The organism is Methylomonas sp. LW13, assembly GCF_016865255.1.
Classification (GTDB): domain Bacteria; phylum Pseudomonadota; class Gammaproteobacteria; order Methylococcales; family Methylomonadaceae; genus Methylomonas.
Genome location: NZ_CP033381.1, coordinates 4791899 through 4818709, shown reverse-complemented (window position 1 = coordinate 4818709; position 26811 = coordinate 4791899). Strand labels below are relative to the sequence as shown.

Here is a 26811-nt window from a genome sequence, read left to right as displayed (position 1 = left end):
ATATGACCATTCGGGTGCTGATCGTCGACGACTCCAGTTTTATCTGTAAAAGAATTCGGGAAATTTTAGAAGAGGATCAAGAGTTTAAAGTGATAGGCGTCGCTCACGACGGTCGCGAAGCTATAGAACTTGCGGCAAGTCTGCAACCGGACGTTATCACCATGGATGTGGAGATGCCAATCATGGATGGTATCACGGCAGTCAAAAAAATCATGGGCACCCGGCCCTGTCCGATACTAATGTTTTCGGCAATGACGCAAGTCGGCGCTCAAGCCACTCTGGATGCGTTGAATGCCGGCGCTATCGACTTTTTGCCCAAGCAGTTGGAAGACATTGATGCTAATCGTGAAACGGCTCGCTACTTACTGAGATATAGAGTGAGAATGGTGGCTTCTCAGGCGACTAGAATGTCTTCCCCACGACCTCTGCCGCGCGTGAATCAAGAAGAACATCAGAGCTCAACCGCCGAAAACCCCGTAGTTAAGCCGATACGCGCTGCGTCCGCGTGGCCCAAAACTGCAACCAGCAGCAAAATCGAGCTTTTGGTGGTTGCCGCCTCGACTGGCGGGCCGGTCGCCATGCAATACGTGCTGAGCAAAATTCCGGCTGAGTGTTCGATACCCATATTGCTGGTGCAACATATGCCGCCTAATTTCACCAAAAGCTTTGCCGAACGCTTGAATTTGCTTTGCAATATTAATGTCAGGGAGGCGCGGGATGGTGACGTATTGCAGCCGGGGACCGCGTTATTGGGGCCAGGTGCAATGCAGATGCAAGTTAAGCAAGTAGCCGGTGAGCGGCGGATTGTGTTGCGGGCCAAGCAAAGTGGGGAAATTTATAGTCCCTGTGTTGATATTACTTTTGACTCGCTTGCCGAGGTATTCGCCGGGCATGTGTTGGCAGTGGTGTTGACCGGCATGGGCGCAGACGGCAAGGCTGGCGCTATGAAGTTAAGGCAGCGCGGCGCGCAAATCTGGGCGCAGGACGAGGCGACAAGTACTATCTACGGCATGCCGAAAGCCATCGCAGAAGCCGGTCTGGCGGATCATATTTATTCTCTGGAAGAGATTGCCAACCAATTTAAAAAATTACATTGATGGATATTCTCAGTATTTTGGGTGTGTTGATAGGCTTTGCCGCGATTATCGGCGGTAACCTAATGGGGGGAGGAGAACTCGGGTCCCTGATCAATTTTCATGCCTTTATTATTGTGGTGGGCGGTACGCTGGGAGCGACACTGTTGCAATTTCCGCCCAAGGTTTTTCTGCGCAGTTTACGCATTTTGAGTTGGATTTTTGTGCCGCAAAATTTGCAGCTCAAAAAGCAAATCGACAAAATCGTGCGATGGAGCTCTCTGGCCCGCAAGGAAGGCTTGCTGGGCTTGGAATCGGTTATCGAAACCGAAAAAGACAGTTTTGCCAAAAAAGGTTTGCAGTTGTTGGTCGATGGTAACGAGCCGGAAGTGATACGCGATTGCCTTGAGGTTGAGCTAACGACAAAGGAGCATTTGGATACTCAAGCTGCCAGGGTTTTCGAGGCGATGGGTGGGTATGCGCCGACGATCGGCATTATCGGCGCGGTAATAGGCTTGATTCATGTGATGCAGAACCTCGCCAAGCCGGAGTTATTGGGTAGCGGTATCGCGACAGCTTTCGTGGCGACTATTTACGGTGTTGGCTTGGCCAATCTGTTGTTTATTCCTATCGCCAATAAGCTGAAGAGTCTGATTTTCGAAGCATCGCAAGCCAGGGAAATGGTGATAGAAGGCATTTCGTCGATAGCAGAGGGCGAGAACCCGCGCAATATCGAGTTGAAATTATCCGGCTTTTTATTGGAAAAATAAGGGAGGCCTTATGAGTCGGCGCAGACGTAGACCATTGCAACAGGCCGATAATCACGACCGCTGGATGGTGTCTTACGCGGATTTTGTGACCTTGCTGTTTGCGTTTTTTGTGGTGATGTATTCGATTTCCTCGGTAAATAAGGGTAAGTACGAAACATTCTCCGAATCGCTGGACCAGGCTCTGTTTCACAACGAGAAGATTCAAAAAGAAGCAGAGCCGATTCAGGTTGGCACGATTCCCACCACGATCCAGCCGATTGAATTGCCAAATTTGATGACGGCCGAGGAAAGAGAGCTGAGCGAAGAAATCATGCAGGAAAAACGCCGGCTGGATGAAGTGTCGCAGGAGTTTCAACGAGCCTTGCAGCCTTTTGTGGAAAGCCAGTTGGTGGGTATCAAACAGCACGATTTCTGGGTGGAACTGGAAATGAATAGCGAGTTACTGTTTGCCAGCGGTAAGGCCGAGCTCTCCAGCAAGGCCGTTCCGGTGTTGCAGAAAGTTGCAGAGGCCGTGCGCGACGTACCCAACGTGATCAATGTCGAGGGATATACCGACAACGTACCGATTTCCACCGGCTTTTATCCATCCAATTGGGACTTGTCCTCAGCCAGGGCAACCAGTGTGGTCAAAGAATTGGTGAAAAACAATATTCCGGCGACACGATTATCGGCGGTGGGCTATGGAGAATTTCATCCGATCGCCGATAACAAAGACGAGGAGGGGCGTTTTAAAAATCGGCGAGTTGTATTGGTGCTGATGTCGCAAGCCTTTGCTCGTTACGGCATGACTGACGACGAACGCGCGAAAGTGCTGAATTTGGCGCCGTCACAGCCCAGTTCGCCACCTGAAACCGCAGTTGAAAAGACGCCGGAAGCGCCGGCTCAGTTATGAAAATATGGTCAGTTTCCAATCAAAAAGGCGGGGTCGGTAAAACGACTACCGTGGTGACGCTGGGTGGCTTGTTGTCGTCCTGGGGGTTCAGGACTTTGCTGGTCGATTTGGATCCCCATGGTTCGTTGACCAGCTATTTCAAGATGAATCCGGATGAGATCGAGCTTGGCGTTTACAATTTATTTCTCGACGCCAGCGAGAAAAAGAAAAACGTCGATCCTCAGGTCTATATCGCCAAAACCGACTTCGACGGTATTGATGTCTTGCCAGCATCCACTGCTATAGCCACCTTGGATAGGCAGGTCGCCGCAATCGGCGGCATGGGCTTGGTGGTTGCTACCGCATTGCACAAAATGGCCGACCAATACGACTATGTGATTATCGACAGCCCGCCGATGTTGGGGGTGTTAATGATCAATGCGCTGGCGGCCTGCGATCATTTAGTGATTCCGGTTTTAGCTGAATTCCTGGCCCTAAAAGGGCTGGATAGAATGGTGCATACCATAAAAATGGTTTTTCATTCCCGGAAAACACCGCCTAAATTCACTATCGTACCGACCATGTTTGATAAACGCACCAAGGCGGCTCGCGACAGCTTAGCGGCCTTACATCAACAGTATCCAGACAATGCCTGGAGTTCGGTCGTCCCGGTGGATACTAAAGTGCGGGATGCCAGCCAGGCCGGTATTCCCTTACCCCTGTACGACAAAAGCGCGCGTGCGGCCGAAGCCTATGCCGAATTGTTGGAACTGTTATTGCTTGATAAGAGTCCAGACAAAAACTTGGCACCGCATAAATGACTCAGGCAAAACCACCCCCCAGTATCGTTCATCAACAGTTAGCGCTCGATGTTTATTTGCAGACTCTGTTGGATGAGGTGCCCGAGGCAGAGGAAGCTGTTAGCGTAAAACCGGCAATATTGCTGGAACAGCTTGTTGTTGAGGAGCCTATCAAATTGCCGGATCCTGCTCCGGTCGTGACCGGCAGTCCAAAAGCAAGCTCCAAAGCACTGGTCAGGAACCGGCAACCCAAGCTTGTAGAGCCGGAAATCCCGGCTAAACTACAGGCACTGTCTATAATGCCGGATTGGTCGCAGTACGAGTTTCAGGCTTTGTTTTTTAAGGTTGATAAGCTGATATTGGCAACGCCGCTGATCGAGTTGTCGAGAACGATCAAAATCGACCGCAAGCCCACGAAAATTCCCGGACAACCCTCTTGGTTTCTGGGGTTGCTGGATGAGCACGATAGCCGTATCGGCGTGCTTGATACCCGGCAGCTGATTTTTGGTAAAAGCCGAGGCTTGCAGCCTGATAGTGAAGAATATCCGTTCGAGCGCATTTTAATCACCCAGGATAAAAAATGGGGTTTGGTGTGTGATGAAATTCTCTCCATCGGTAAAGTAAAGCCCGATGGGGTCAGATGGCGAACGGCCAGACAAAAAAAACCATGGTTAATCGGTACGGTAATAGACGAGTTGACAGCGATTATCGATGTTAAACAGTTGGTACCGCATAGAAAAAATAGTTAAACAGCATCTGGATAAAGCAAAATGAGCGAAGATAAAAAACAAGGCGACCCTATCATGCAATGGGTGACTTTTTGTCTAGGCGACGAAAAGTACGGTATCAATGTCATGCAAGTACAAGAGGTATTGCGGATTACCGAAATTGCCCCGGTGCCCGGCGCGCCGTCCTATGTATTGGGGATTATCAATTTACGCGGTAATGTGGTGACGGTGATCGATACCCGTAACCGTTTCGGCTTACCTTCCAAAGACACCGATGATGCGTCACGGGTAGTGATCATCGAAACCGACCGGCATATCATCGGCATTTTGGTTGATAGCGTCGCCGAAGTCGTGGAAATGCGCGCTTCCGAGATTGAAACCGCGCCTAACGTCGGCAATGAAGAAAGCTCAAAATACATTCAAGGTGTCACCAGTCGCGACAATCAGTTGTTAATTCTGGTGGATTTGAATAAATTCCTCAGCGACGACGAAAAAGCCGAGCTGGATATGTTTTGATTGCCTGACTAGGCATGCGAGGTGCAACATGACCGAAATAACACCGATCACGCCTTTTTCCCCAGTACACACGATATACAAGGTCGAGCGCGAAGAGCGTGAAAAGCGCCAGCCGCAAAAACAACCGCAGACCAAACCCGACCCAAACAAAGACGATAAACAGCCTGCCGAGCATGTTGACGAAATAGTGTGATGAGCGAATATTTAGTGCTGGTTTTGGCGGGGGTAGTCGTATTTATGCTAGCGGTGTTAGTTCGGCTGTTGCGCCAGCAGCAAACACTAAAACAACAATTTCAGCGTCTTGAAGAGCGGGTGCAGCGTAGCAACGAGGATGTGGCCGGCCTTTGCTCTGCCGCTGTGGCTGTTGATCGGCGGCTGGCGGCGAACGACTCGCGATTGAATAGCATTGTCGATCAAGTCAACACGCAACGGCAAACCGTTGCTGACGTGGCGCCCGCTGAACCTATCCCCGCAGGCGGCTATGAAGATGTCATCCAAAAAATCCGTAGTGGGGTTGGCATTGAGGCGCTGGTCCGGGATTGCGGCTTGACCCGTGATGAAGCGGTTTTATTAATGCGTTTGCATGGCGGCGGCAAACGTTCCGGTTTGGGTTAGGCGCTGGTCGTTTCCAGATACTGGTCCACGCCCCGTTCCGCGCGAGTTATCGATATATCCGCTACCCTCTGTAACAAACGCCGGTAATTTTCATCGTGTTGACTTCTATCGTTATGCCGGTGCCAAAGATGTAAAACCGGTACCGCAAAGCGGCCTTCCTTCCGTTTGACGCCTTGATGAATCAGGCGGATCACCAAGTCCGAATCTTCATATCCCCAGCCTTCGAAGACTTCATCAAAACCATTTGTTGCCAGAAAATCGTCTTTCCAGACCGCCAGATTGCAAGTCATGGCTTTTTGCCAATTCTGCGGTTGCCGATAACGCCAGCTGTGCAGCGGTAAGTACAGTAACGGCAACAAACGATTGATGCGGCCTTGCAGCCGTTGCCATAAAAAAAAGCCAAGTGACTGTTTGTGCAGGGGTATTTTTTGCCCTAATACCCGTGATGTGTAAGCTTCGTTCAATAACAGCCGGTTGCCCGGAACGAAATAACCGGTTTCGGCCAATTGCCGATGATTTCTAATAAAATCCGGTAGCGCGACGCAATCGCCGTCCATAAACAGCAGATAATCGCCGCGACTGGCTGCAACCGCTTTATTACGAATGGTGCCGGCCCTAAATCCATTATCCTCATGCCAAACGTGCCCTAGTGGAATTTCGCTGGTTTCGATAAAGCCTTTGATCAATTCCTGCGTTGCAATGCCGGAACCGTCGTCGGCGACAATAATTTCAAACCGGCGATCCCGTTGAGCCATCAGTGCGCGTAAACAGGCGGAAAGCGCTTCCGGCCAGTTGTAGGTGGTGACGATGACTGAGATCAACCCATTCATTTGTTTGCCGTTTTGCGGCAAAGCTCGCGCAGTTTCAGATATTTATAGTAACTGCCCTCGGCGTTGGATATGGCCAGCATCAGGCCTTCTGCACCATCCAAAATGGCTGCCTGGACGAAGTAAGTGCGGATGAAGGTCCACAGGCCCTTGCCGATGGCTTTGCCCAAGCTGGCCCGCTTACCGTGATTGAACATTTTCTCGGCACCCAGCGAAGAATAAGCGTTGATCTTATGCAGCACCTCGGCGGGATCGACGAAGGCTTCGTGCCAAAGCGGGTTTTTGAGCCGACCGATAACCCCTTTAACCTCAATACGCTCATGCACGACTTCGCTGCTGAAGCGTCCGACATCGCGGCGAAACAGCCTAAGCACGTAATCCGGCCACCAGCCGCCATGCTTGATTGGCTTGCCGCAGTAGCTGGATAAGCGGGGGATTTCGAAGCCCTGCACCTCGTTTTGCTGCATGGCTTGCAGGATTTCGGCTTTTAACGCCGGCCCGATTTCTTCGTCGGCGTCGATAGATAGCACCCAGTCGCCGCGCGCCTTATCCAAGGCCCGCTGTTTTTGCGGGCCAAACCCGGGCCAGTCGGTGATGAAGACTTTGTTGGTAAATTGTCGGCAAATCGCGACAGTCTCATCGCTACTACCCGAGTCGAGAACAATGATTTCATCGGCCCAAGCAACCGATGCCAGGCAGCGGCCGATATGTTGCGCCTCGTTTTTGGTGATGACGATAACGCTAAGCATTGGCCTGACGAAGGGTGGAGTCGGCAGGATGACTGAGTAAGGCACCGAGAAAAAACGCCAGCAAATAGCCTTCAGCAAAAGTTTTGAAATGCGAGTTGAACAGGCTTGAAGCACAAATTGCCACCAAAAAACTGGCGGCAATCGGCCCGTAGGGCTTGTTATTCATGCCCTGGCGCAATGCGACGACAATATAAGCAAAGAACAACAGCAAGCCGACCAAGCCGTTTTCCAGCCAAATAAACAGGTATTGATTATGCGGGTCGCTAGTGCTGGTGCCTTGCCATCCCTGGCTTTTGGCCAAGGCATAATTACTGTAGGTCGGCTTGAACGATGACGTGCCATAGCCAAACCAAGGCGCTTTCTCGATGAGTTCCACGGTGTTTTTGTAAAAGACCACCCGAATGCCTACCGATGTTAAATCCTGGCTGCTTTGATAGCTTGATTGTTCGTCCCAGGCCAGTCTGAATCGGTCTTGCAAGGTGTTGGAGCTCAGGCCAAAGGCCACCAGCACGATGGCGGCTATCCCAATAATTTGTGGTAGTTTGCTGTAGCCATATATCGAGCCCAATGCAAAAACCGCGGCGATGGGTACGGCCAAATAGCCACTCCTACCGGTACTGATGAAGAAAATATTGAATAAAAATATGGCAATTCCCGCCCACACGGCACATTTCCAACGAGGGGTTAGCGGTTCCTGCACCAGGAAGATAGCGCATAGCAGGGCCGCCACAAAAGCAGTGCTCTGGGTGGCGTGATTGGTCATGAAAATACCGGCTTCCCGGCCGTCTCTAACGATAAGATCCAACGCCCAAAGCGGCATCGCAATCATGCCAGCCACCACCATGGCGACAAAATAGCTGTAGACAAAACGTTTTTGCCACTGCGATTGCTGAAAAACACCGAGTAGCAGAAACACGTAAAGTAGTTTTTTCCAGCTGGATAAGGTTTCCAATTTGCTGTGCCAGTCTGTTTCGGCGTAAAGCGTGCCGATGATTAACCAGGCAAAGAAAAGCACGATCATTTTTCCGACAGGCTGTTGCCAGGATAACTTAAGGGTCTGCACTGCCTGGCCGGAAAGTAGCCAGAATATCAGCAACGCCACGCTGGCTATGCTGGCAACCGCCGTGGAAACGGGGGCGGCGATAGCAGCGGCAATAGTGAGGCAGCGACAGATGTTGAGCGATGTCTCGGATGTCAGGGGGGATGCAAGCATATTTTGTAGCCTTAGCGCCATAACTGATAAATGTATTTACGCTTGAGTTTTTCCCAGCGGAAAAACAGTCCTTTCAGCCAGATGGGCGGATCGGCTTCCAAAGCACTTTTGAACAGGCCGTTTTTACTGCCTTGTTCGATGACAGGATCTTCCAGCCAAATCATTTGAATGCCGAGCTGTTTGTCGATTTTTTCGAACTGATTGTCAATCGGTTCGGCTATTTTGTTAGTTTTAATCCAGTCTAGTCTCTGGCGGGCGGTGCTGGAATCAATAAGATAGGAATCGGCAAAGCGACCGCGATGCCCGAGATACAGGTATTGATCCGGTTTGCGCTGACTCTTGGGCGTAAAAAAATTACCGCCGGAGCCGACGTAGATGACTTTGTTGTCGGGAAATTGCCCGCTCTGACTGAGCGCGCGTTGCAAACCGAGCTGAATATCCTTACTGAACACGGCATCGTCTTCCAGTACCAAACAGAATCCTTGGCCATTACCGTCCGCAATTCTCTGTAAGGCTGCCACATGCTTTAATGCGCAGGATTGCTGAGCCGTAGTCAGATGATGGTCGTCACGGAAATACTCGGCCACCACGCTGTCTGTCAAATCGCCTATATCCCAGTCGAAAATAAATTCCGCCGACATCCCGAAATCGCGTAGTTGTTGTTCCATGAACATACGGCGTTGACTGAACGCTTTGACATTCAAAACCAAAATGCGGTCAAGGCTAGGCGATTGCATCATGCGAAATTGTAGTTAGGCTGCTGAAAAAAGCGGCGATTATCGACGGTTTTGTGGAAAATAACATCATCGTTATGGCCGTTTGGCTTGCAATGTTTGCGCGATCACGTCGATCACCCGGCCACTGGATAACTGATCAAGGCAGGCGCTGTAGCTCTCACGGTGCCGGTCGCAACCTTCCAGTTGGCAGGGTAGGCAGTTTTGTTCGGTTTGGCCTTGCAGCAGATACACGTTATTTACTTGGCTTGCACCACGAGACGCGAATGGCGTTTTATCTTCGCCGTATCCGCACGGCCAGGGTGCCCATTTTTCCGGATCGGTGGGTCCGAATAAGGCAAAAGTCAGTGTGCCGGTGGCCGCCGCCAAGTGGGTGATGCCGGTGTCTGGGCCGACGAAGAATGCGGCTTTGCCAATCAAGGCGGACAATTGCGCCAGCGACAGATGACCGGCAAGATTGATGACATCTGTTGGCAGTTGTTGCTGTATTTCTCGCAAGGCTGCCAACTCGGCGGGATTGCCGCTGCCGGTTAATACGACTTTAAAACCTTGCCGGTCTAAAAAGGCGATGAGCTCGCACCAGCCCTCGGCGTGCCACTGTTTATAGCGCCATTGCGGCATAATATGTAGAACGACGTAGGGATCAGTTATGCTGGGTATCGGCGTCGAGCTTTGCGGCGGAGTCAGGCGATAGCAAGGCGCTATTCCCAGTAACTTGCAGAAGCGCAAGTTTTCCAAGACGGCGTGACCGTAATCGCTGCTAAATACCAGCCAGCGCTTGAGTAGCGCTTTTTTCCACCAAGCCTTAGTAGCATCGCCAGGCACAAAGCCGATGCTGGTTTTGCCGGCTATCGCTGCGCACAAAGTTGGCCGGTCGCCGGCTTGCGTGGAAATGGCTAAATCGTAACGGCGAAACAGGCTGAATAACAATTTGCCGAATGCCAAACCGCCGGGCTTGCCCGCTACGGTTAATAAGCGCCGGATGTCGGGATTGCCTTCCAGCATACCGGCGTTGCTGGCCGGCAGTAAAACGTCAATGTCGGCGTTTGGATAGGCTTGCTTCAGCGACGAGATGAGTGGGGTAACCAGCAGCGTATCGCCCAGATATCGCAGGGTTATCACCAAAATGCGTTTAGGTTGTATATTGAGCGGTTTTTGGTTGGGCATGGAACGCTGGCTGATCAACATGGCTGTACATTTTAAAGGTAAACAGTATTGAACACGTTACAAAATTCGCGCAAAACCATGACGGACGGGCAGGTGTACAAACGCTTGTTAGCGTTTGTGTTGCCGTATTGGCGTTTATTTTTGGTAACTGCCATCGGTTTTGCGATCTATGCCGCAACCGAGCCGGCGGTGGTGATGATTATTCAGCGCATCATCGACAGCTTTGGGGCGCCGGATCGGGGAGATATTCAATATCTGCCGCTGGCCTTCGTGGTGTTGTTTCTGGTACGCGGCATAGGCTCGTTTTTGGGTAATTATTACCTGGCGCGAATTTCCGGCAATTTGATTCACAAGCTGCGTTGCGAGATTTTTAATCAGTACACCCGCTTGTCGGTGCAATATTTCGATGCGCATAACAGCGGCTACATGATTTCGCGGATTACCAATAATATCGGCGAAGTCACGCGGGCGACGTCCGATTCGATTCGTTCTTTCGTGCGCGAAGGTTTTACTGCGGTTGGCTTGCTGGGTTATCTGGCTTATACCAACTGGCAGCTCTCCTTGGTGTTTTTGGCGATAGCACCGGTGGTAGCGATCATGGTGCGTTATGTCGGCAAACGTTTAAAACGCTTAAGCCGCAACATGCAGGATACGGTCGGCGATTTGACGCATATCACCTCGGAAATGGTCTCCGGAAACCGTATCGTAAAAAGTTTCGGCGGGGAAGATTACGAGCGGCAACGCTTTAAGAAAGCCAGTCTGGAAAATCGTGGTCAACATCGCAAGCTGATCATGACAGTGTCGTTAAATAACCCATTGATGCAACTGGTCATTTCTTTTGCTTTGGCCGGCATGATGTATTTGGCCTTGATCATGATGAAATCATCTAGTCCGGGTGAATTTGTCGGCTTTTTTACCGCGGCGTTCTTGTTGCCCAAACCGATTCGGCAATTGAGCGATGCCAATTCCGAGATCCTGCGCGGTATCGCGGCGGCGGAGTCTTTGTTCGAAGTATTGGACGAGCCGGCGGAAATCGATGGTGGCGACTATCAGGTTGAGCGCAGCCAGGGTCGCATCGAATTCAAGAATCTCAGTTTTAGCTATCCCGGTAGTGAAACCCCGGCATTGAATAATATTAATGTGACAATTGAACCCGGCCAGACCGTAGCTTTGGTGGGGGCGTCCGGCGGCGGCAAAAGCACGATGATTAACCTGTTGCCACGTTTTTACGACTACGAGCAGGGCGAGATTTTGATCGACGGCGTGGAGTTAAAACGTTACCGTCTGGACAGTTTGCGCCGACAGATTGCCTTGGTCACGCAGAATGTTACCTTGTTCAACGCTTCCGTCGCGAATAATATCGCCTATGGCGCGTTACAAGGCGCGGCCAGAGAGCAGATAGAGCAGGCCGCGGTCGATGCCTATGCGATGGACTTTATCAGCAAAATGCCGCAAGGATTGGAAACCGAAATCGGTGAGAACGGCGTGAAACTGTCCGGCGGCCAACGCCAGCGCTTGGCCTTGGCGCGAGCTTTGTTAAAAGATGCGCCGATTTTGATTCTGGATGAAGCCACCTCAGCGCTGGATACCGAATCGGAGCGCTATATTCAGGCGGCATTAAATCGGGTGATGCAAGGCCGCACGACTTTGGTGGTGGCGCATCGCTTGTCCACCATCGAGAGTGCGGACGTGATCTTGGTAATGGACAAAGGCCGGATTGTCGAACAAGGTTCGCATCGCGAACTGTTGGCTCGCGATGGGGCGTATGCCAAATTGCATAAGATGCAGTTTCAGGATGGCGGTCAAACAGAGCAGCCGGAGACTGCTGTCGGGCAGGAGTGAAGAGTCAGCCGGCGGCTCAGATGATCCGCCGGCTGGGATAGGCGTTTAAAATTGTTTGGAGTTTTTGCTGTTGCGGAATATCAGCGGCTTTTCCCGGTCGGACAAGGCGAGTTCGCGCGCCGAATCAATCGCGGCGTCAATTCTGTGTCGCTCCGGCGATTTGCTGCATACCGGGTCAGTACTGTACATGTCGCCATTGAACAAGAAGGCCTGGCAGCGGCAACCGCCGAAGTCTTTAAGCTTCTCGTCGCAGCTGCGGCAAGGCTCCTGCATCCACTCGGTGCCGCGGAAGAAGTTGAAGGTTTTCGACTCATTCCAGATTTCTTCGATGCTGAAATCCTTGACGTTCGGGCAATCTAGGCCGGGCAATTCGCGAGCCGAATGGCAGGGCAACGCGGTACCGTCCGGGGCGATGGTCAAAAACGTCGTGCCCCAACCGTTCATGCAGGCTTTTGGCCGGTCTTCGTAGTAGTCTGGCACCACGTAATAAATTTTCATTTTGCCGGCTACTTTTTCTTTATAAGCCTGGGCAATTTTTTCCGCTTCCTGAAACTGCTCGCGGGTGGGCAGCAAGGCGTCTCGATTCAAATGCGCCCAGCCGTAATATTGGGTGTTGGCCAGTTCCAGATAATCGGCGCCGAGGTTTTCGGCCATCTGCAAAATTTCCGGCATTTGGTGAATATTTTCGCGGTGGATCACCACACACAGCACCATTGGATAGCCGTGTTTCTTGATCAGCTTTGCCACTTCTTGCTTATGCTGATAAGTCGAAGTGCCGGCGATGTGGTCGTTCAGTTCCTGGGTGCTGGCCTGAATACTGATCTGGATATGGTCCAAACCGGCTTGTTTCAATTCGACGATTTTTTCTTCGCTCAAGCCATAACCCGAAGTGATCAGGTTGGAGTAATAACCCAGTTCGCGCGCGTATGCTACCAATTCTGTCAAGTCCTGGCGGGTTAGCGGTTCGCCGCCGGAAAAGCCTAGCTGTACCGCACCCATTTTGCGCGCTTGGCTTAATACGCGCTTCCAATCCTCGGTACTTAATTCGTTCGGATATTTAGCGTAATCCAAGGGGTTGGAGCAATAAGGGCATTGCAGCGGGCACTTGTAGCTCAGTTCCGCCAGCAGCCAGCGCGGTGGGGTGATATTAAGCTTGTCTGATCCAGCCATTTTGCAATGCTACGTTCAAAAAATTAGTGATGTCGTTGGTCAGGCCGGAGGTGGCGAATTTCTCCTCCAGTTCGCTGACGATTTGTGCCAGCAGCCGGCTACCGTCGCATAGCTTGAGGATTTCTGCCGAACTTTGGTTTAACTCGACCATGCCTTCGGGATAGAGAATCACATATTTTTGCTGGGCTTCTTCCCATTGCAGCCTGTGCAGGGGCGAGAATTGGATAAGTTGGTCTGGGGCGATGGTCATGGGGTTCCGGTGTTTAAGCAAACGCCTGGAGAATCAGGTCGTTTCGATGTCTTCAAAAATTTCCGCGAGCGGCAGGCTGAGGCTCAAACTGTGTAGTTGGCAATCGACGTCGCCTATGTAATCGTGCAGTAGCCAATCGTTTTCGGCTGTGCGGCGGAAGCACTCGACGCGGCGCGCGTCGATGTCGACGATCAGGTATTCCTGTAGCGACGCGAGTTTGCGGTAGGCGGCGAATTTGCCGCCGCGGTCGTAAGCAGCGGTCGAGTCGGATAGAACTTCGACGATCAGCGTTGGGTTGGAAATATATTGCTGGTTGCCTAGATCGCCAGGATGGCAGGATACCATCACATCAGGATAGAAAAACGCTTCGGCTGCTTCGACTTTCAATTTCAAATCTGCGATATAAGGCCGGCAAAACGTGCCGCGTAAGCGTTGTTTCAAGGCGGATGCGATATTCAGGCTGACGACGACATGATCCTGTCGAGCTCCCGTCATCGCAAACACTTCGCCGGCGACGAACTCGTGCTTCTCGGCCTGGGTTGCTTCCCAAGCCAGATAATCCTCGGCACTAAAATGAAGTCGCTCGGCGGTTTGCATGGTTATTTTTCGATATTGAAATACGGCGGCATGTCGGCGACATAAGCCAGATACATCGCATCGGCCATGCTCCACAATACATCCAGTTTAAATTTCAGAATTTGCACCATGCGTTCCTGCTGTTCGCGGGTTTTGTACCAGTCTAGCGTCAGTTCCAAGCCGTGTTCCACATCGCGGCGGGCTTCGGTCAGGCGTTTGCGGAAGTAAGTGTAACCCTCTTGTTCTACCCAAGGATAGACGTCGGGCCAGTTGTCCAAGCGCTGTTGATGAATTTTGGGGGCGAATAGTTCCGTTAGAGAGGAACTGGCGGCTTCATGCCACTCGGCGCGGCGGGCGAAATTGACGTAAGCGTCCACGGCAAAACGTACGCCGGGCAGCACGTGTTCCAGCGAAGTAATTTCTTCGCGGCTCAGGCCAACCGCGATGCCTAAACGTATCCAGGCTTCGATGCCACCCGGGTCGCCGGGATGGCCGTCGTGGTCGAGTATGCGTTGAACCCATTTGGCGCGGGTTTCTCGATCAGGACAGTTGGCCATGATATTGGCGTCCTTGATCGGAATCATCACCTGGTAATAAAAGCGGTTGGCTACCCAGCCTTGCAATTGTTGCTTGGTCAGTTTGCCTTCATTCATCAGCGTGTGCATCGGATGATGGATGTGGTAGAACTTTTCCATCCCACGCAATTTGGCTTCGAATTCTTCGCGGCTCCACGGTTGATTATCTGCAGTCATGTCACACCTTTTTATAAGTCAATTTCCAGTCCGTCGTAAGCCACTTCGATGCCGTTGGCATCCAGGGTTTTACGCTCCGGCGAATCTTCGTCGAGAATCGGGTTGGTGTTGTTGATATGAATCAAAATCTTGCGAGCGTTCGCCACGCCATTCAATACTTCAATCATGCCGCCAGGCCCGGACTGCGGCAAGTGGCCAATGTCGCGAGCACGTTTTTGGCTAATGCCGCGTGTCACCATTTCGTCATCGGTCCAGAAGGTACCGTCTACCATTAGACAGTCAACGTTCAGCATCGCTTGCAGGACGTGAGGCTCGATCTCACCGAGGCCGGGTGAGTAATACAGTTTTTTACCGGTGGAAATTTGCTCGACGATGACGCCGATGTTGTCGCCGTCGTGCGGATCGTGGCGGTGCGGCGAATAGGGCGGTGCCTTGCTTTTCAGGGCGTGGGCATAAATGCGGATGTCATCAATGCCGGGAATCTCGAACGGGGTTTCGTCGCAGGCAATCGGATGGTGATTGACGGTGCAATAGTCTTTCAACATGTTGAAGAGCGGAAAACCACTAGTCAAATCCTGCCTGACCATCTCGGTACAATACACGTTCAACGGTTTGCCTTCGCGCAGCATCAGCATGCCGGTGGTATGGTCGATCTGGCTGTCGATCAAGAGCACGGCCTTGATACCGGTATCGCGGATGCCTTCTTTAGGCTGAATGGCGGGAAACGCCTCCAATTGGGCGCGAATGTCCGGCGAGGTGTTAAACAGCAGCCAGTTGCGGTTGTCGGTACTGATCGCGATTGATGACTGGGTGCGGGCTTTGCCGTTGAATTGGCCATTACGCAGGCGTCGGCAATTGTCGCAGTTGCAGTTCCATTGCGGAAAGCCGCCGCCGGCGCCGGCGCCGAGAACTCTAATCTTCATGTTTGCCTAAGGGGAATGATGAATGAGCGCCGCATGATACGGGATTAAAAAACGCCAGGCAAAAAAAAGGGGCAGGAAAATGCCCCTTTTTTATCGTCATCCCTAAGGATTAACGGTTGTAGATGTACATGGTAACTTCAAAACCGAAACGCATGTCATTGTAAGCTGGTGTTTCCCATTTCATTTATATACCCTCCAGAGGTTTTGTTGTTGTGTGCGATAGCTTGATCGAGAAAGCTGCGCCGAAGTATACGATGAAGTTTTTCTTTGCGCAACAGAGCAATCAAACCGGAACTAACAGCACTTGGAGCGATGTCTCTGCGCTTAAGTTCCCGGCCTTACCAGGCCATTTTCAGCGCAAGTGCCAACAGCACAATCGCAAAGTAACGCTTCAATTTTTGCGCCGGCAAACTGTGCGCCAATTTGGCGCCTAACGGTGCGGTAAATATGCTGGTTAAGACTATGCCGGCGAAGGCGGGCAGGTACAGATAGCCGAAACTGCCAACAGGTAAATGACTATCTTGCCAACCCAATACCGCGTAACTGGTCGCAGCCGCCAGGGCAATAGGGATTGCGCAGGTGCTGGAGGTGGCGACCGCGTTTTTCATCGGCAGGCCGTTGCTCGCCAGATAAGGTACGGTCATGGTGCCGCCGCCGATGCCTAAAATGGCTGATAGTACGCCGATCAACAGACCCATCGGGTAATCCAGGGAGAATTTGGCTGGGTGTGATGACGCTTTGTTGGGCTTGGGTATAGCCATTTGTACGCTGGTATATATTAGATACGCAACAAAAAACCAACGGAGTGAGTCGGCGCTGATATATTCGGCCAATACGGCACCGCCAACGGCGCCCAGCAGCATGCTCGGGGCTAAATGTTTTGCCCGATGCCAGTCGATGTTCCCAAGTTTGTGGTGAGTACGCACAGAGGCCAGCGAAGTAAATATTGCGGTTGCTAAAGATGTGGCCACGGCGATCAGCATGATTTGCTCGGGATCAAAGCGCTGAGCTTGGAACGCCCACACCAGCACCGGCACAATCAATGCGCCGCCGCCTATACCGAACAAACCGGCGGCGACGCCGGCTAGAATGCCCAGTAAAAGGCCGGCTAAAAAAATTTCCGTCATGATGATTAATGGCTGGGGAATAAGCAAAGCACTATGATAGCGACTCATTTATACTGTGTCTTTTGATCCATTAAGTAGGCGAGTGGCTAAGGCATGAAAACGTATCTGGTCGGCGGCGCAGTTCGCGACCGTTTGCTGGATTTTCCGGTTAAGGAGCGTGACTGGCTGGTGGTAGGTGAGACTGCGGACAGTATGCTGGCCGCCGGTTTTCGGCCGGTGGGCAAAGACTTTCCGGTATTTTTGCATCCTATCGATCACGAAGAATATGCCTTGGCGCGTACCGAGCGTAAAACGGCTCCGGGTTACAAGGGATTTGCGGTGCATGCGTCACCGGATGTGACGCTGGAAGAGGATTTATTGCGACGGGATTTAACCGTCAATGCAATGGCAATGACGGATGACGGCGAATTGATTGATCCGTTTCATGGACGGCGCGATTTGGAAAACCGCATCTTGCGCCATGTGTCACCCGCTTTTAGTGAAGACCCGGTGCGGATCTTGCGTGTGGCCCGTTTCGCTGCCCGTTATGCCCATTTGGGCTTTATTGTCGCCGAGGAAACGCTGGAATTGATGCGCAAGATGGTAGTGGCCGGCGAAGCGGATTTTCTGGTTGCCGAGCGGGTGTGGGCCGAATTGCACAAAGCCTTATTGGAGCGAACGCCGGCGGCGTTTTTCCAGGTATTGAAAGACTGTGGCGCTTTGCGAGTGGTTTTTCCCGAGCTCGACGCTTTATTCGGCGTACCGCAACCGGAGAAATATCATCCGGAAATCGATACCGGCGTGCATGCCTTGATGGTGCTGGAGCAGGCGGCGCGGCTTTCCGAAAAGCCAGAGGTACGCCTGGCGGCCTTGTTACATGATCTAGGTAAGGCCTTGACCCCCAGCCAGCATTGGCCCAGCCATCATGGGCATGAGCAAAAAGGTTTGCCGGTGCTTGCCAAACTGTGCCAAAGATTGCGGGTGCCGAATCATTTTAAATCGCTGTGTGCGCAGGTCATGCAATACCACACCCATTGCCACCGGGCTTTGGAATTGCGGGCGGATACCTTGACCGATATGTTGCAAACCCTGGGCGCATTCAAGCCCGATAGCCATTTGGCTGAATTTCTCCAGGCGTGCGAAGCCGACGCGCGCGGCCGGACCGGATTCGAAGACCGGCCCTACCCGCAAGCCGACTACATTCGCTCGGCGGCACTGGCGGCCACGGCTGTCGATACCTCGGCGGCTTTGCTGAAAGGCTTGCAAGGCGAACAGATTGGACTCGCCATCCGCAAATTGCGGACTCAGGCCATCAACGATTACAAACAACGCTATCAGCAACTAACAATCGAATCAGCATGAATGCCATCCTGGTCTCCGCCGGCTTATTGATTTGCAGCAACGTCTTTATGACCTTTGCCTGGTACGCACATCTAAAGGAATTGAATAACAAACCGTGGTTGCTGGCCGCATTCGTCAGTTGGGGCATCGCCCTATTCGAATATCTGTTACAAGTGCCCGCCAATCGCATTGGTTACACCCAGTGCAGTGTTGCCCAACTGAAAATTATGCAGGAAGTGATAGCGCTGAGCGTCTTTGTACCGTTCTCGGTGTATTACATGAAAGAACCGTTGAAACTGGATTATCTCTGGGCCGGGCTATGTTTGCTGGGTGCGGTGTTTTTTATGTTCAGAGCCAAATTAAGCTGAAATTGAACGGAATGGAATAACAATAATAATGGGTGAACAGCATGCTTAGTTACCGCCACGGCTTCCACGCCGGCAATTTTGCCGATGTTTTAAAGCACAGTCTGCTGACGCTGGCGATCAACGCTTTGAAACAGAAAGACAAACCGTTTGTTTACATCGATACCCACGCCGGAGCCGGTAAATATTCTTTTAAATCCGAGTTTGCCCAAAAAACCGGCGAATACCAGCAAGGCATCGCCAAACTTTGGGACAGCCAGGACACGCCGCCGGAATTAAAAGATTATCTATCCGCGGTACGTGCGGAAAACACCGGACGGCAACTGGTGCGTTACCCCGGCTCACCGCAATTGGTCAAGCGTTTGGTCAGGCAACAAGACCGCTTGGTATTGTCCGAATTGCATAGCAGCGATGTCGAAGCCCTTCAACAATTGTTCGCCGGCGACAAGCAGGTCAGCGTCTCCAAGGAAGACGGCTTGCAAACCTTGAGCAAAAAATTACCACCCATCCAAAAGCGCGGCTTGATTCTGATCGATCCCAGTTACGAAATGCGCGACGAATACAAAAAAATCGTTGCCGCGCTGGCGACCGCATATAAACACTTCGCTACCGGTGTTTATGCGCTGTGGTATCCGGTCATCGACCGCGCGGCCACTGAAAACTTCATGCGGCAACTAGAGCAAAGCGGTATTCCTCGCCAACTGCGCATCGAGCATTGTATAGCCGATGACGGGCCGGGGCGCGGCATGACCGGTTCCGGCATGTTATTCATCAATCCGCCGTGGCAACTGGATAGTCAAGCCGAAGCCTTGTTGCCTTGCTTGAATCAAGCGTTGGCGGATGGCCGGGGGCATTGGCGGGTAGAGTGGCAGGTGCCCGAAGCGACAGTGGCGAGCGCGGTAAGGAATTAGCCATGATTAGAAAGAATCTCGACTTGATCATCGTCGGTTTTGTGGTACTTGCTATCGTCATGTACGATGTGACGTTGGAGCTGCTGGGTGAATTGATGCATCTGGTGTTCGAAGGATTTCATGTGGCCTTCGAGTATGTCGAATTAGGTATTGAAGAAGCCGTCGAATTGGTATTCCACGTTTTGGATGTTGGTGAAATCATCGAGTATCTATTCGAGTCCGACCGCCACGGTAGCCAGGTGGTAACGTTTTATATTTTGGTCACCATTGCGTGGTTCGGTTTTTATCGACTCTCGAAATTAGTTCCCCGGCTTTGGGCCTCTTTTAAGCAAATGCTTTTGAATACCTGGGTACGGCGGAAGACCGAATTAGAGTTGTATTGGCTGTCGCTGACGATAAGGGACAAGGTGACTATCGCTTTTACTGCCGTGGCTGTTGCTTATATCGCGTCATTTTTCGTGATGTGATGGCGTGCACCGTTGACGAAACCGTTTTATTTTTAATTTTCTTATGCCATTACTAGAACAAGTTACCCAATCCATTCTGGCCGGCAACGGCCTGCAAACCCAGGACGTAGACCGAGTGATGGCGGCGCTGCTCAGTGCGCCGGTCGACGCGGCCGATATTTATTTTCAGTCCAGTCATTTCGAGTCCTGGTCCATGGAGGGCGGCATTATCAAGGAAGGTAGTCATTCCATAGAACACGGCGCCGGAGTGCGCGTGGTGAGCGGCGATAAGACCGGCTTTGCTTACAGCGACCGCATCGAATTGCCGATTCTGCTGGAGGCCGCCAATAACGTCAAAGCCATTGTCAGACACGGTCAGCAGGCGCGGCGCCAGATCGAAGTCGCCAAGAGTTGGCCGCAGTTATACCAACCGGTTAATCCGTTAAAGTCTCTGGACGATCAGGCAAAAATCGACTTACTAAAACGTGTCGATAGCGAAACCCGTAAACTGGACAGCCGCATCGAAGAGGTGATGGTCAGTTTGATTGCCGCTTATGACAGCGTGCTGATTGCCAATCAGGATGGCTCGTTGGCGGCCGATGTGCGGCCCTTGGTGCGGATGAACGTGACGGTGATTATGGTCGAAAACGGTCGCCGCGAGCAGGGCGGCATGGGCGGCGGCGGGCGCAGCGATTACAGCTTTTTTCTGGAAAATGACCGGGCTTTCGAATACGGCCGCGAAGCGGTGCGTTTGGCCCAGGTTAATTTGCAGGCCCAGGAAGCACCGGCCGGCAATATGACCGTGGTGTTGGGGCCGGGCTGGCCGGGGATTTTGTTGCACGAGGCCATCGGCCACGGTTTGGAAGGCGACTTCAACCGCAAAGGTACTTCAGCATTTAGCGGCCGAGTCGGCGAACGGGTGGCGTCGGATTTATGCACCGTGGTCGACGACGGTACACTGGTTGGGCGGCGCGGCTCCTTGAATATCGACGACGAAGGCACGCCCACCGAAAATACCGTACTCATCGAAAAAGGCATTTTAAAGGGCTATATGCAAGACAAACTCAATGCGCGCTTGATGGGCGTAAAACCCACCGGCAACGGCCGCCGGGAATCGTATGCGCACTTGCCGATGCCGCGCATGACCAATACCTACATGCTGCCGGGGCAGAGCGATCCGGAAGAAATTATCCGTTCCGTTAAGAAAGGCTTGTACGCCCGTAACTTTGGCGGCGGGCAGGTGGATATTACCTCCGGCAAATTCGTGTTTTCCACCAGCGAAGCCTACTTGATCGAAGACGGCAAAATTACCCGCCCCGTGAAAGGCGCCACGCTAATTGGTAATGGTCCGGATGTGTTGACCAAAGTATCCATGGTCGGCAACGACATGGCCCTGGATAGCGGCGTAGGCACTTGCGGCAAGGATGGGCAAAGCGTACCGGTCGGCGTCGGTCAGCCCACCTTGAAAATCGATGGTCTAACCGTCGGCGGCACCAGCGTTTAATGCCTCGGGCCGCTCGGCCTCGGCCCACACCTGCAATCGAATTCTAAGAGACTTACCGTGCAAAATCAGGAAGAAATTAATCGCTTAAAAAATGTCGTTCAACAGTTATTGGACGAAGCCAAACAACAAGGCGCCAGTGGCGCCGAAGCGGCGTTCAGCGTAGACAACGGGCTGTCGGTGTCGGCGCGGCTAGGGGAAGTGGAAACCGTCGAGTATCACTGCGATCAAGGCATCGGGGTTACCGTTTATTTCGGCCAGAAAAAGGGTTCGGCCAGTACCAACGATATTTCCAGTGATTCGCTAAAAGAAACCGTCAAGGCAGCCTGTAGTATCGCCCGTTACGCCAGCGACGATGCCTATTCCGGCTTGCCGGATGCCGAGTTATTGGCAACCGAGTTTCCGGATCTGGAGCTGAACCACCCCTGGGATATTAACGCCGAGCAAGCCATCAATATCGCCATCGAATGCGAAAACATCGCCCGCGGCTACGATAAAGCGATTAGCAATTCCGAAGGCGCGTCGGTGAATACGCATCAAGGCACGCGGGTATTCGGTAATTCGCTGGGCTTTTTGCAAGGTTACCAATCCAGCCGGCATTCTCTAAGTTGCTCGGTGCTGGCCGGCAGCGGCGACGCGATGCAGCGCGATTATTGGTACAGCGTGGCGCGTGATGCGGCAGCTCTGGAATCGGCTAGACAAGTCGGCGAAAAAACCGCGCAACGCACCATAGCTCGCTTGAACGCCCGTAGTCTGAGTACGAGGCAGTGTCCGGTATTGTTTGCATCGGAAATGGCGTCCGGTTTGATCGGGGCGTTGATCGGTGCGATCAGCGGCGGCAGTTTATATCGCAAATCTTCGTTTTTGCTGGATACGCTGGATACGCAAATTTTGCCGGATTTCGTGCGCATTCATGAGCAACCCTTCCTGCGCGGCGCGCTGGGCAGCGCCAGTTACGACTCGGAAGGTGTCGCGACTAAGGCCAGGGATATTGTCAGCGACGGTATTTTAAGATCGTACGTGCTCAGCACCTACTCGGCCCGCAAGTTGGGCATGCAAACCACCGGCAATGCCGGCGGCGTGCACAACTTGACCGTCGAACCCGGCAGCAACGATTTTGCCGGCATGCTGAAATTGCTGGATACCGGTTTGCTGGTCACCGAATTGATGGGGCAGGGCGTGAACCGGGTGACCGGCGACTATTCGCGCGGCGCCTCGGGGTTTTGGGTGGAAAACGGCGTTATTCAATACCCGGTACAGGAAATCACGATTGCCGGAAATTTAAAGTCCATGCTGCGCAACATCGTCGCCATCGGCAACGATGTGGATTTGCGCGGCAATATCCGGGTGGGCTCGATTTTGCTGGAACAGATGGCGATTGCGGGCGAGTAAATGCCCGGTGGGTTGTCTGTTCAGCCGCTATATAAGTCTAAGCGTCTCAGACGACTTCGGCATTATTAACCCGGCCCTTAAATCCTGTTTGCACTGTCGAGAGGCAATCCAGCCAGGGCTTCCGCTCAGCCCGAACGGAATACCCGTGATAATTAGGGCCGGGTGAATAGTCAATCAACCCGTTACGCCAGGGGTCAGTAAAAAGTGGCCTGCGGGGAGTTTTTCTGGGTATGTGTAAGGGCTAGCCTTGTTTTCCTCGACCCAGCGTTTTTCCGCTATCGACTCGAAAGGCGGCGGCAATTCGCCCTGCAGCGACCAAAGATCGAACGGAGTTTCGTCAATTGAAATCTCCCAATCGAAACCACGCTCTTTGACAAAAGGCGCAATCACGTCGTCAAGCGTTCGCATCCACCATTCTCGTATGATTGGCCCCGGCAATGTCCGGGCGATTTGGTCAACCTTAAAGCGAATAAACTTGTCATTCCGCACGCCACCGACAAAACAATTGCCTTTAACCACTTCTTCGAAAATAACGACGGCGTAAAATCTTGGGATTGGCACCGCCGCATAGACGCTGGTGATTTGTTCAGCCAGTTCCTGTTTGTCTTCTGCGCTGAAGGCTCCGCTGGGATGGTAGACTTTCCACAAAGGCATGATGATTCTCCTGATAATTGAGTAAGTTTTGGTGATCCACTGACCGCCTTGTTGTTCTTAATCAGCATCCCGCCAAAAACTGAGGCTTGATGCACGATTGAGAGTGAGGCGACGCCACCGCGTTGACTTGCAAATTCCTTGGGGGGATCTAAGCGCCGGCGGCTGCGTCGGCGGTAAATCTATGCCTGAGGAGGCAAACGGTAAAATGCTTTGTATTCATGCGCCTATGAAAATAATTGATGCCAAACGCCCCAGGCATTTTCGGTAACATAGCCTGCGTTTACATTCCGGAAACCCAGCCATGGCCGACTTAAGAACGTTTGATTTGAATCTATTGATCGCCTTCGATCTGCTGATGAAGGAACGCAATGTATCGAGGGCGGCGGAAAAAATGTTCATTAGCCAATCGGCAATGAGCCACGTGCTGCAACGCTTGCGGCAACAATTGGAAGACCCGTTGCTGGTGAAAACCCCGGAGGGTATGACACCGACGCTACGCGCCTTGTCCCTGGTGGCTCCCGTAGCGGCGGTACTTAAAGAGGTGGAAAACTTGATTCGCGCGCCGGCGCCGTTCGATTCCGCCATCTGCCGGCGCGCTTTTACCATTGCAGCAACGGATTACGTGGAAGCCTTGCTGTTGCCGATACTGGCGCCGCGCATCGCCCGCCAGGCGCCCGGCGTAGATATTCATTTCAAACGTACCAGCAGCCGCTTTCCTATTAATGCCTTGGAGCAAAGCGAGATAGACCTGATACTGGGTTTTGAAGTGATGTTGAATCCGCCCAAGCATCTACTTCGTGAACGCCTGTTCGACGATTTCATGGTCTGCGTGGCCCGCATAGGCCACCCGCGAGTGAATGCGGCATTGACGCTGGAAGACTATATCGACCTGCCGCATATTCTGCTATCCAGAACCGGGGCCGGTATGGGGCAAGTAGACGCCTGGTTGGCGGAACACGGTCGCGAGCGGCGTGTGGCGCTGACCGTGTCGCATTTTCTGTCCGCATCGTTGATCGTGGCACAAACGGACATGGTCATGGCTTTTCCCAAACGAACGGCCGAGCAATTCGTCCGGAACTTGCCATTGCAATGGGTGCCCTTGCCGCTGGATTTACCGCATTACGACACGGTCATGGTCTGGCATCCGCTGCAAGACCAGGATGTCGCCAACCGCTGGCTACGTGATGAAATTCGCGCCGCTTGCGCTACGCTGAACCATTAATCGCCAAACTTCGGCTCGCCCAGCTCGGGAAAATAGCGGACCTGGATGCGCCGACAATAATCGACTAACACGGATTGCGTTAAGGCATAATCCTTAACCGGCGAATTGACTGGACAGGCCAATAGATTGATCAATAAGCCAAAGGCCGAAGCATCGACGCTGCTGGGCCGGTCTCCCAACAAAAACGCCTTGCCTTGAAGCGCGGCGGAAATAGCCGCCACATCGCGCCGGCCCAATTCGAAAATGTCGGCGGCGGCTAGCCGGCCAATGCCCTGGCCGCGCAGTTGCCCCCGAATCCGCAGCCGATAGAGTGCGGCCACCACATCCGCCATGGGTTGCGACAACCCTTGAAAGATCGCCTGCTTATTGATTTGCCAATTTTCCGATCCGTATTGCCAACGGCTATACATGCACACCCAATACAAATGTTCTTCCAATAAGCGTTGCCAAGCCAGAGCTATGGCCTTTTGCTCGGTCGATAGATGCTCATCCAGGCTGTCGCCGTAATGGTGTTGCAGATAGCGAATAATCATCCGGCTATCGGCAAGCTTTTGGCCGTTGTCTTCTATAAAAGGTAGTTTGCCCAATGGGGCATAAAGCGGCAGGGTTTCAGCGATCCGATACTCGATGCCGGCCATGCGCAGATAGGTTTCCAGCTTTACGCAAAACTGGCCTGGATTGGGGATGTTCCAGGCTCTGGGAAATTGATACAACGTAATCATGCGGAACTTTGTTTATGTCTCTGTAAACACTGGCGACATGCTCCTTAGAAATAGCTGGCCATTGCATCCTCTATAAAACAAACGGTGTCGTGATCGAATAGTACCATGCAGTGTTTGGCTGAATCCGGCTCTTGACATGCGGTTGGTCTATACGCAGAAATGGGCCAAAAATTAGCCCACATCCGGCAACACAAAGCGAATCGGTCGTGAACCGATCTTTGCACCCGTCACCTCGTCGATGGCCACCGGTTTAATTGCCTGCCCGGTTTCGGCGTCCTCGATATACACCAGTTTGCCGCCACTACGGTGTTGGCTACCCCATGCACCTATCATGATCAACACCGGCAGAAAATCGCGGCCGGCGGCCGTCAACACATACTCCTCGCGCGGCGGACGCTCCGAGTAAAGCCGCTTTTCCAAGATACCTTCCTCTGTCAGCGTCGCCAAGCGCCGGGTCAACATCGTCGGCGCGATGCCAAGACTTTTCCGAAACTGGTCGAAGCGCGTCAGGCCAAAATGCGCGTCCCGCAGAATCAATAGACTCCAGGCGTCGCCGAGAAAAGCCAGGCTGCGCGCGATAGGGCAAGGATCAGCACAAATATTTTTATCGTTCATACGTTTTTAGTAGTGACTTAATATTAAATTGATAGTAACATTGATTTCAAAATGATAGTAACACTTAAGCGATAGACAATCCACCTCACGGGAGACTTGATATGAATAATAAAGACCAAGCCGTAGCCTTGATCACCGGTGCATCCTCTGGCATTGGGTTGGTAACGGCCAAGGCCCTGCAACGCGCGGGTTACCGCGTATTCGGCACCAGCCGCAAGGCAACTGCAAGCGTCGACGGCATCACCATGCTGAGCTGCGACGTGACCAACGAAGCGTCGGTAAACAACACGGTAGCCGAGGTCTTGAAACAGGCCGGACGCATCGATCTGCTGGTCAACAATGCCGGCGTCGGCTTGCTAGGAGGCGCGGAAGAATCGTCCACCGCGCAAGCCCAGGCTTTGTTCGACGTCAACGTGTTCGGCATTACTCGCGTGACCAATGCCGTGTTGCCGGCCATGCGCAACCAAGGGAAAGGCAGAATCGTCAATATCAGCTCCGCCCTTGGTTTTATCCCAGCGCCTTACAACGCGCTGTATGCCGCGACCAAGCATGCGGTCGAAGGCTATTCCGAATCGCTGGACCACGAACTGCGCAGCTTCGGCATCCGGGTGGTATTGGTTGAACCGGGATATACCCGCACCGCGTTCGAAGCCAGCCTAACCAAGCCCGATCAACCGCTGGCCGTCTACGACTCGGTGCGTGCCGGTATGGAAGTGGTCATGCGCAATGGCGTGAATGCGGGCGACGCTCCGCAGGTGGTCGCCGACACGGTTTTGAAAGCCGCGACTGCCGTGGCTCCCAAAAGGCGCTATACCGCCGGAAAACAAGCCGGCCAGGTGCGTTTTCTGCGCCGTTTCATGCCGGAAGCCTTGGTGGACAAGAGCTTGCGCCAGTTTAACCAGCTGCCGATAGTCTGAATGATTGGAAGATAAGCACATGATCTATTCATCTAAGAATGCC

The 26811-nt window shown here is 52.6% G+C and carries 32 protein-coding genes; 17 read left to right on the top strand and 15 right to left on the bottom strand.

Translation table 11 applies throughout. The annotated features are described in order from the left end of the window. Positions 1-2 precede the first annotated feature (2 nt). From cheB to JL719_RS21880, 8 genes are read left to right on the top strand one after another with little or no spacing between them, the layout of a single operon-like run. The gene (cheB, locus tag JL719_RS21915; RefSeq protein WP_033159404.1) at positions 3-1097 is read left to right on the top strand and encodes a protein-glutamate methylesterase/protein-glutamine glutaminase; all 1095 of its coding nucleotides are present in this window, start codon (positions 3-5) and stop codon (positions 1095-1097) included. Then, positions 1097-1843: a flagellar motor protein gene (locus JL719_RS21910; RefSeq protein WP_033159403.1), complete on the top strand. Its 747-nt coding sequence runs from the start codon at positions 1097-1099 to the stop codon at positions 1841-1843. The genes cheB and JL719_RS21910 overlap by 1 nt, the downstream gene beginning before the upstream one ends. 10 nt (positions 1844-1853) lie before the next feature. Further along, complete coding sequence (gene motD, locus JL719_RS21905) at positions 1854-2735, top strand: flagellar motor protein MotD (RefSeq protein WP_033159402.1); 882 nt, start codon at positions 1854-1856, stop codon at positions 2733-2735. Next, positions 2732-3535: a ParA family protein gene (locus JL719_RS21900; protein WP_033159401.1), complete on the top strand. Its 804-nt coding sequence runs from the start codon at positions 2732-2734 to the stop codon at positions 3533-3535. The genes motD and JL719_RS21900 overlap by 4 nt, the downstream gene beginning before the upstream one ends. Further along, positions 3532-4263 carry a chemotaxis protein CheW gene (locus JL719_RS21895; RefSeq protein WP_033159400.1) on the top strand — a complete coding sequence of 244 codons (732 nt, stop codon included), beginning with the start codon at positions 3532-3534 and terminating at the stop codon, positions 4261-4263. The genes JL719_RS21900 and JL719_RS21895 overlap by 4 nt, the downstream gene beginning before the upstream one ends. Before the next feature lie 21 nt (positions 4264-4284). Beyond that, on the top strand, positions 4285-4758 hold the full coding sequence (locus tag JL719_RS21890) for a chemotaxis protein CheW (RefSeq protein ID WP_033159399.1): 474 nt from the start codon (positions 4285-4287) through the stop codon (positions 4756-4758). A gap of 28 nt (positions 4759-4786) precedes the next feature. Next, positions 4787-4951, top strand: a complete 165-nt coding sequence (locus JL719_RS21885) for a hypothetical protein (RefSeq protein ID WP_165385994.1) — start codon at positions 4787-4789, stop codon at positions 4949-4951. Beyond that, positions 4951-5373 carry a DUF2802 domain-containing protein gene (locus JL719_RS21880; protein WP_033159398.1) on the top strand — a complete coding sequence of 141 codons (423 nt, stop codon included), beginning with the start codon at positions 4951-4953 and terminating at the stop codon, positions 5371-5373. Before JL719_RS21885 ends, JL719_RS21880 begins: the two co-directional genes overlap by 1 nt. Here the strand turns inward: JL719_RS21880 and JL719_RS21875 are convergent. The 5 genes from JL719_RS21875 to JL719_RS21855 all read right to left on the bottom strand — a co-directional run bounded on the left by JL719_RS21875 (position 5370) and on the right by JL719_RS21855 (position 10084). After that, positions 5370-6203: a glycosyltransferase family 2 protein gene (locus tag JL719_RS21875; protein ID WP_033159397.1), complete on the bottom strand. Its 834-nt coding sequence runs from the start codon at positions 6201-6203 to the stop codon at positions 5370-5372. The genes JL719_RS21880 and JL719_RS21875 overlap by 4 nt on opposite strands. Continuing rightward, entirely contained in the window at positions 6200-6949 is a 750-nt protein-coding gene (locus tag JL719_RS21870) for a glycosyltransferase family 2 protein (RefSeq protein WP_033159396.1), read from the bottom strand. The genes JL719_RS21875 and JL719_RS21870 overlap by 4 nt, the downstream gene beginning before the upstream one ends. Next, the gene (locus JL719_RS21865) at positions 6942-8162 is read right to left on the bottom strand and encodes an O-antigen ligase family protein (RefSeq protein WP_033159423.1); all 1221 of its coding nucleotides are present in this window, start codon (positions 8160-8162) and stop codon (positions 6942-6944) included. The genes JL719_RS21870 and JL719_RS21865 overlap by 8 nt, the downstream gene beginning before the upstream one ends. Before the next feature lie 11 nt (positions 8163-8173). Further along, on the bottom strand, positions 8174-8902 hold the full coding sequence (locus JL719_RS21860) for a glycosyltransferase family 25 protein (RefSeq protein ID WP_033159395.1): 729 nt from the start codon (positions 8900-8902) through the stop codon (positions 8174-8176). Between the two features lie 69 nt (positions 8903-8971). Then, a complete protein-coding gene (locus JL719_RS21855; protein WP_051670517.1) occupies positions 8972-10084 on the bottom strand; it encodes a glycosyltransferase family 9 protein in 1113 nt (370 codons plus the stop codon). 57 nt (positions 10085-10141) lie between these two features. Here JL719_RS21855 and msbA point away from each other — a divergent pair, with 57 nt between their 5' ends. Then, complete coding sequence (gene msbA, locus JL719_RS21850) at positions 10142-11905, top strand: lipid A export permease/ATP-binding protein MsbA (RefSeq protein ID WP_033159394.1); 1764 nt, start codon at positions 10142-10144, stop codon at positions 11903-11905. 45 nt (positions 11906-11950) lie between these two features. Here msbA and pqqE read toward each other — a convergent pair whose 3' ends face one another. The 7 genes from pqqE to JL719_RS21815 all read right to left on the bottom strand — a co-directional run bounded on the left by pqqE (position 11951) and on the right by JL719_RS21815 (position 16703). Further along, a complete protein-coding gene (pqqE, locus tag JL719_RS21845) occupies positions 11951-13075 on the bottom strand; it encodes a pyrroloquinoline quinone biosynthesis protein PqqE (protein WP_033159393.1) in 1125 nt (374 codons plus the stop codon). Then, positions 13053-13325 (bottom strand): pyrroloquinoline quinone biosynthesis peptide chaperone PqqD, encoded by a 273-nt coding sequence (pqqD, locus tag JL719_RS21840; RefSeq protein WP_033159392.1) that lies wholly within the window; start codon positions 13323-13325, stop codon positions 13053-13055. Before pqqD ends, pqqE begins: the two co-directional genes overlap by 23 nt. A gap of 33 nt (positions 13326-13358) precedes the next feature. Then, complete coding sequence (locus JL719_RS21835; protein WP_033159391.1) at positions 13359-13922, bottom strand: Uma2 family endonuclease; 564 nt, start codon at positions 13920-13922, stop codon at positions 13359-13361. Between the two features lie 2 nt (positions 13923-13924). After that, positions 13925-14653, bottom strand: coding sequence for a pyrroloquinoline-quinone synthase PqqC (gene pqqC, locus JL719_RS21830; protein WP_033159390.1), 729 nt, complete (start codon positions 14651-14653; stop codon positions 13925-13927). 11 nt (positions 14654-14664) lie between these two features. Continuing rightward, complete coding sequence (gene pqqB / locus JL719_RS21825; protein WP_033159389.1) at positions 14665-15576, bottom strand: pyrroloquinoline quinone biosynthesis protein PqqB; 912 nt, start codon at positions 15574-15576, stop codon at positions 14665-14667. Between the two features lie 109 nt (positions 15577-15685). After that, positions 15686-15760 carry a pyrroloquinoline quinone precursor peptide PqqA gene (pqqA, locus tag JL719_RS21820; protein ID WP_054760176.1) on the bottom strand — a complete coding sequence of 25 codons (75 nt, stop codon included), beginning with the start codon at positions 15758-15760 and terminating at the stop codon, positions 15686-15688. A 154-nt stretch (positions 15761-15914) separates the two neighbouring features. Beyond that, entirely contained in the window at positions 15915-16703 is a 789-nt protein-coding gene (locus tag JL719_RS21815; protein ID WP_033159421.1) for a sulfite exporter TauE/SafE family protein, read from the bottom strand. Between the two features lie 93 nt (positions 16704-16796). Here JL719_RS21815 and JL719_RS21810 point away from each other — a divergent pair, with 93 nt between their 5' ends. Genes JL719_RS21810 through pmbA form a run of 6 tightly spaced genes read left to right on the top strand, consistent with a single transcriptional unit; the run spans position 16797 to position 22638 of the window. Then, complete coding sequence (locus JL719_RS21810) at positions 16797-18044, top strand: multifunctional CCA addition/repair protein (RefSeq protein WP_033159388.1); 1248 nt, start codon at positions 16797-16799, stop codon at positions 18042-18044. Continuing rightward, entirely contained in the window at positions 18041-18391 is a 351-nt protein-coding gene (locus tag JL719_RS21805; RefSeq protein WP_033159387.1) for a DMT family protein, read from the top strand. The genes JL719_RS21810 and JL719_RS21805 overlap by 4 nt, the downstream gene beginning before the upstream one ends. 41 nt (positions 18392-18432) lie before the next feature. After that, positions 18433-19299, top strand: a complete 867-nt coding sequence (locus JL719_RS21800; RefSeq protein ID WP_033159386.1) for a 23S rRNA (adenine(2030)-N(6))-methyltransferase RlmJ — start codon at positions 18433-18435, stop codon at positions 19297-19299. A gap of 2 nt (positions 19300-19301) precedes the next feature. Next, positions 19302-19766, top strand: a complete 465-nt coding sequence (locus JL719_RS21795) for a hypothetical protein (RefSeq protein WP_033159385.1) — start codon at positions 19302-19304, stop codon at positions 19764-19766. 43 nt (positions 19767-19809) lie between these two features. Continuing rightward, on the top strand, positions 19810-21249 hold the full coding sequence (tldD, locus tag JL719_RS21790) for a metalloprotease TldD (RefSeq protein WP_033159384.1): 1440 nt from the start codon (positions 19810-19812) through the stop codon (positions 21247-21249). Between the two features lie 57 nt (positions 21250-21306). Then, entirely contained in the window at positions 21307-22638 is a 1332-nt protein-coding gene (gene pmbA, locus JL719_RS21785; RefSeq protein ID WP_033159383.1) for a metalloprotease PmbA, read from the top strand. A 174-nt stretch (positions 22639-22812) separates the two neighbouring features. Here pmbA and JL719_RS21780 read toward each other — a convergent pair whose 3' ends face one another. Beyond that, positions 22813-23292 carry a tautomerase family protein gene (locus JL719_RS21780; RefSeq protein ID WP_033159382.1) on the bottom strand — a complete coding sequence of 160 codons (480 nt, stop codon included), beginning with the start codon at positions 23290-23292 and terminating at the stop codon, positions 22813-22815. Positions 23293-23593: 301 nt separating this feature from the next. On the opposite strand from JL719_RS21780, the gene JL719_RS21775 reads away from it, so the two are divergent. Beyond that, a complete protein-coding gene (locus tag JL719_RS21775; RefSeq protein ID WP_033159381.1) occupies positions 23594-24514 on the top strand; it encodes a LysR family transcriptional regulator in 921 nt (306 codons plus the stop codon). Here the strand turns inward: JL719_RS21775 and JL719_RS21770 are convergent. Both JL719_RS21770 and JL719_RS21765 read right to left on the bottom strand, forming a co-directional pair. Continuing rightward, the gene (locus JL719_RS21770) at positions 24511-25236 is read right to left on the bottom strand and encodes a glutathione S-transferase family protein (RefSeq protein ID WP_033159380.1); all 726 of its coding nucleotides are present in this window, start codon (positions 25234-25236) and stop codon (positions 24511-24513) included. The two genes, JL719_RS21775 and JL719_RS21770, sit on opposite strands and share 4 nt — an antisense overlap. A 171-nt stretch (positions 25237-25407) precedes the next feature. Continuing rightward, positions 25408-25851 carry a winged helix-turn-helix transcriptional regulator gene (locus JL719_RS21765; protein ID WP_033159379.1) on the bottom strand — a complete coding sequence of 148 codons (444 nt, stop codon included), beginning with the start codon at positions 25849-25851 and terminating at the stop codon, positions 25408-25410. A gap of 101 nt (positions 25852-25952) precedes the next feature. On the opposite strand from JL719_RS21765, the gene JL719_RS21760 reads away from it, so the two are divergent. Continuing rightward, entirely contained in the window at positions 25953-26768 is an 816-nt protein-coding gene (locus JL719_RS21760; protein ID WP_033159378.1) for an oxidoreductase, read from the top strand. Positions 26769-26811: the final 43 nt, after the last annotated feature.

What these genes read in the sequence shown, in the direction of transcription:
- JL719_RS21855 (WP_051670517.1), bottom strand. Translation starts at nt 10,084, where the DNA reads ATGTTGATCAGCCAGCGTTCCATGCCCAACCAAAAACCGCTCAATATA.
- JL719_RS21780 (WP_033159382.1), bottom strand. Translation starts at nt 23,292, where the DNA reads ATGCCTTTGTGGAAAGTCTACCATCCCAGCGGAGCCTTCAGCGCAGAA.
- motD (WP_033159402.1), top strand. Translation starts at nt 1,854, where the DNA reads ATGAGTCGGCGCAGACGTAGACCATTGCAACAGGCCGATAATCACGAC.
- JL719_RS21860 (WP_033159395.1), bottom strand. Translation starts at nt 8,902, where the DNA reads ATGATGCAATCGCCTAGCCTTGACCGCATTTTGGTTTTGAATGTCAAA.
- JL719_RS21910 (WP_033159403.1), top strand. Translation starts at nt 1,097, where the DNA reads ATGGATATTCTCAGTATTTTGGGTGTGTTGATAGGCTTTGCCGCGATT.
- JL719_RS21890 (WP_033159399.1), top strand. Translation starts at nt 4,285, where the DNA reads ATGAGCGAAGATAAAAAACAAGGCGACCCTATCATGCAATGGGTGACT.
- JL719_RS21760 (WP_033159378.1), top strand. Translation starts at nt 25,953, where the DNA reads ATGAATAATAAAGACCAAGCCGTAGCCTTGATCACCGGTGCATCCTCT.
- pqqC (WP_033159390.1), bottom strand. Translation starts at nt 14,653, where the DNA reads ATGACTGCAGATAATCAACCGTGGAGCCGCGAAGAATTCGAAGCCAAA.
- pqqB (WP_033159389.1), bottom strand. Translation starts at nt 15,576, where the DNA reads ATGAAGATTAGAGTTCTCGGCGCCGGCGCCGGCGGCGGCTTTCCGCAA.
- JL719_RS21770 (WP_033159380.1), bottom strand. Translation starts at nt 25,236, where the DNA reads ATGATTACGTTGTATCAATTTCCCAGAGCCTGGAACATCCCCAATCCA.
- pqqD (WP_033159392.1), bottom strand. Translation starts at nt 13,325, where the DNA reads ATGACCATCGCCCCAGACCAACTTATCCAATTCTCGCCCCTGCACAGG.
- JL719_RS21895 (WP_033159400.1), top strand. Translation starts at nt 3,532, where the DNA reads ATGACTCAGGCAAAACCACCCCCCAGTATCGTTCATCAACAGTTAGCG.
- JL719_RS21775 (WP_033159381.1), top strand. Translation starts at nt 23,594, where the DNA reads ATGGCCGACTTAAGAACGTTTGATTTGAATCTATTGATCGCCTTCGAT.
- pqqE (WP_033159393.1), bottom strand. Translation starts at nt 13,075, where the DNA reads ATGGCTGGATCAGACAAGCTTAATATCACCCCACCGCGCTGGCTGCTG.
- JL719_RS21805 (WP_033159387.1), top strand. Translation starts at nt 18,041, where the DNA reads ATGAATGCCATCCTGGTCTCCGCCGGCTTATTGATTTGCAGCAACGTC.
- JL719_RS21875 (WP_033159397.1), bottom strand. Translation starts at nt 6,203, where the DNA reads ATGAATGGGTTGATCTCAGTCATCGTCACCACCTACAACTGGCCGGAA.
- JL719_RS21815 (WP_033159421.1), bottom strand. Translation starts at nt 16,703, where the DNA reads ATGACGGAAATTTTTTTAGCCGGCCTTTTACTGGGCATTCTAGCCGGC.
- JL719_RS21870 (WP_033159396.1), bottom strand. Translation starts at nt 6,949, where the DNA reads ATGCTTAGCGTTATCGTCATCACCAAAAACGAGGCGCAACATATCGGC.
- JL719_RS21765 (WP_033159379.1), bottom strand. Translation starts at nt 25,851, where the DNA reads ATGAACGATAAAAATATTTGTGCTGATCCTTGCCCTATCGCGCGCAGC.
- JL719_RS21865 (WP_033159423.1), bottom strand. Translation starts at nt 8,162, where the DNA reads ATGCTTGCATCCCCCCTGACATCCGAGACATCGCTCAACATCTGTCGC.
- JL719_RS21795 (WP_033159385.1), top strand. Translation starts at nt 19,302, where the DNA reads ATGATTAGAAAGAATCTCGACTTGATCATCGTCGGTTTTGTGGTACTT.
- JL719_RS21900 (WP_033159401.1), top strand. Translation starts at nt 2,732, where the DNA reads ATGAAAATATGGTCAGTTTCCAATCAAAAAGGCGGGGTCGGTAAAACG.
- tldD (WP_033159384.1), top strand. Translation starts at nt 19,810, where the DNA reads ATGCCATTACTAGAACAAGTTACCCAATCCATTCTGGCCGGCAACGGC.
- JL719_RS21800 (WP_033159386.1), top strand. Translation starts at nt 18,433, where the DNA reads ATGCTTAGTTACCGCCACGGCTTCCACGCCGGCAATTTTGCCGATGTT.
- JL719_RS21835 (WP_033159391.1), bottom strand. Translation starts at nt 13,922, where the DNA reads ATGCAAACCGCCGAGCGACTTCATTTTAGTGCCGAGGATTATCTGGCT.
- msbA (WP_033159394.1), top strand. Translation starts at nt 10,142, where the DNA reads ATGACGGACGGGCAGGTGTACAAACGCTTGTTAGCGTTTGTGTTGCCG.
- JL719_RS21810 (WP_033159388.1), top strand. Translation starts at nt 16,797, where the DNA reads ATGAAAACGTATCTGGTCGGCGGCGCAGTTCGCGACCGTTTGCTGGAT.
- JL719_RS21885 (WP_165385994.1), top strand. Translation starts at nt 4,787, where the DNA reads ATGACCGAAATAACACCGATCACGCCTTTTTCCCCAGTACACACGATA.
- JL719_RS21880 (WP_033159398.1), top strand. Translation starts at nt 4,951, where the DNA reads ATGAGCGAATATTTAGTGCTGGTTTTGGCGGGGGTAGTCGTATTTATG.
- cheB (WP_033159404.1), top strand. Translation starts at nt 3, where the DNA reads ATGACCATTCGGGTGCTGATCGTCGACGACTCCAGTTTTATCTGTAAA.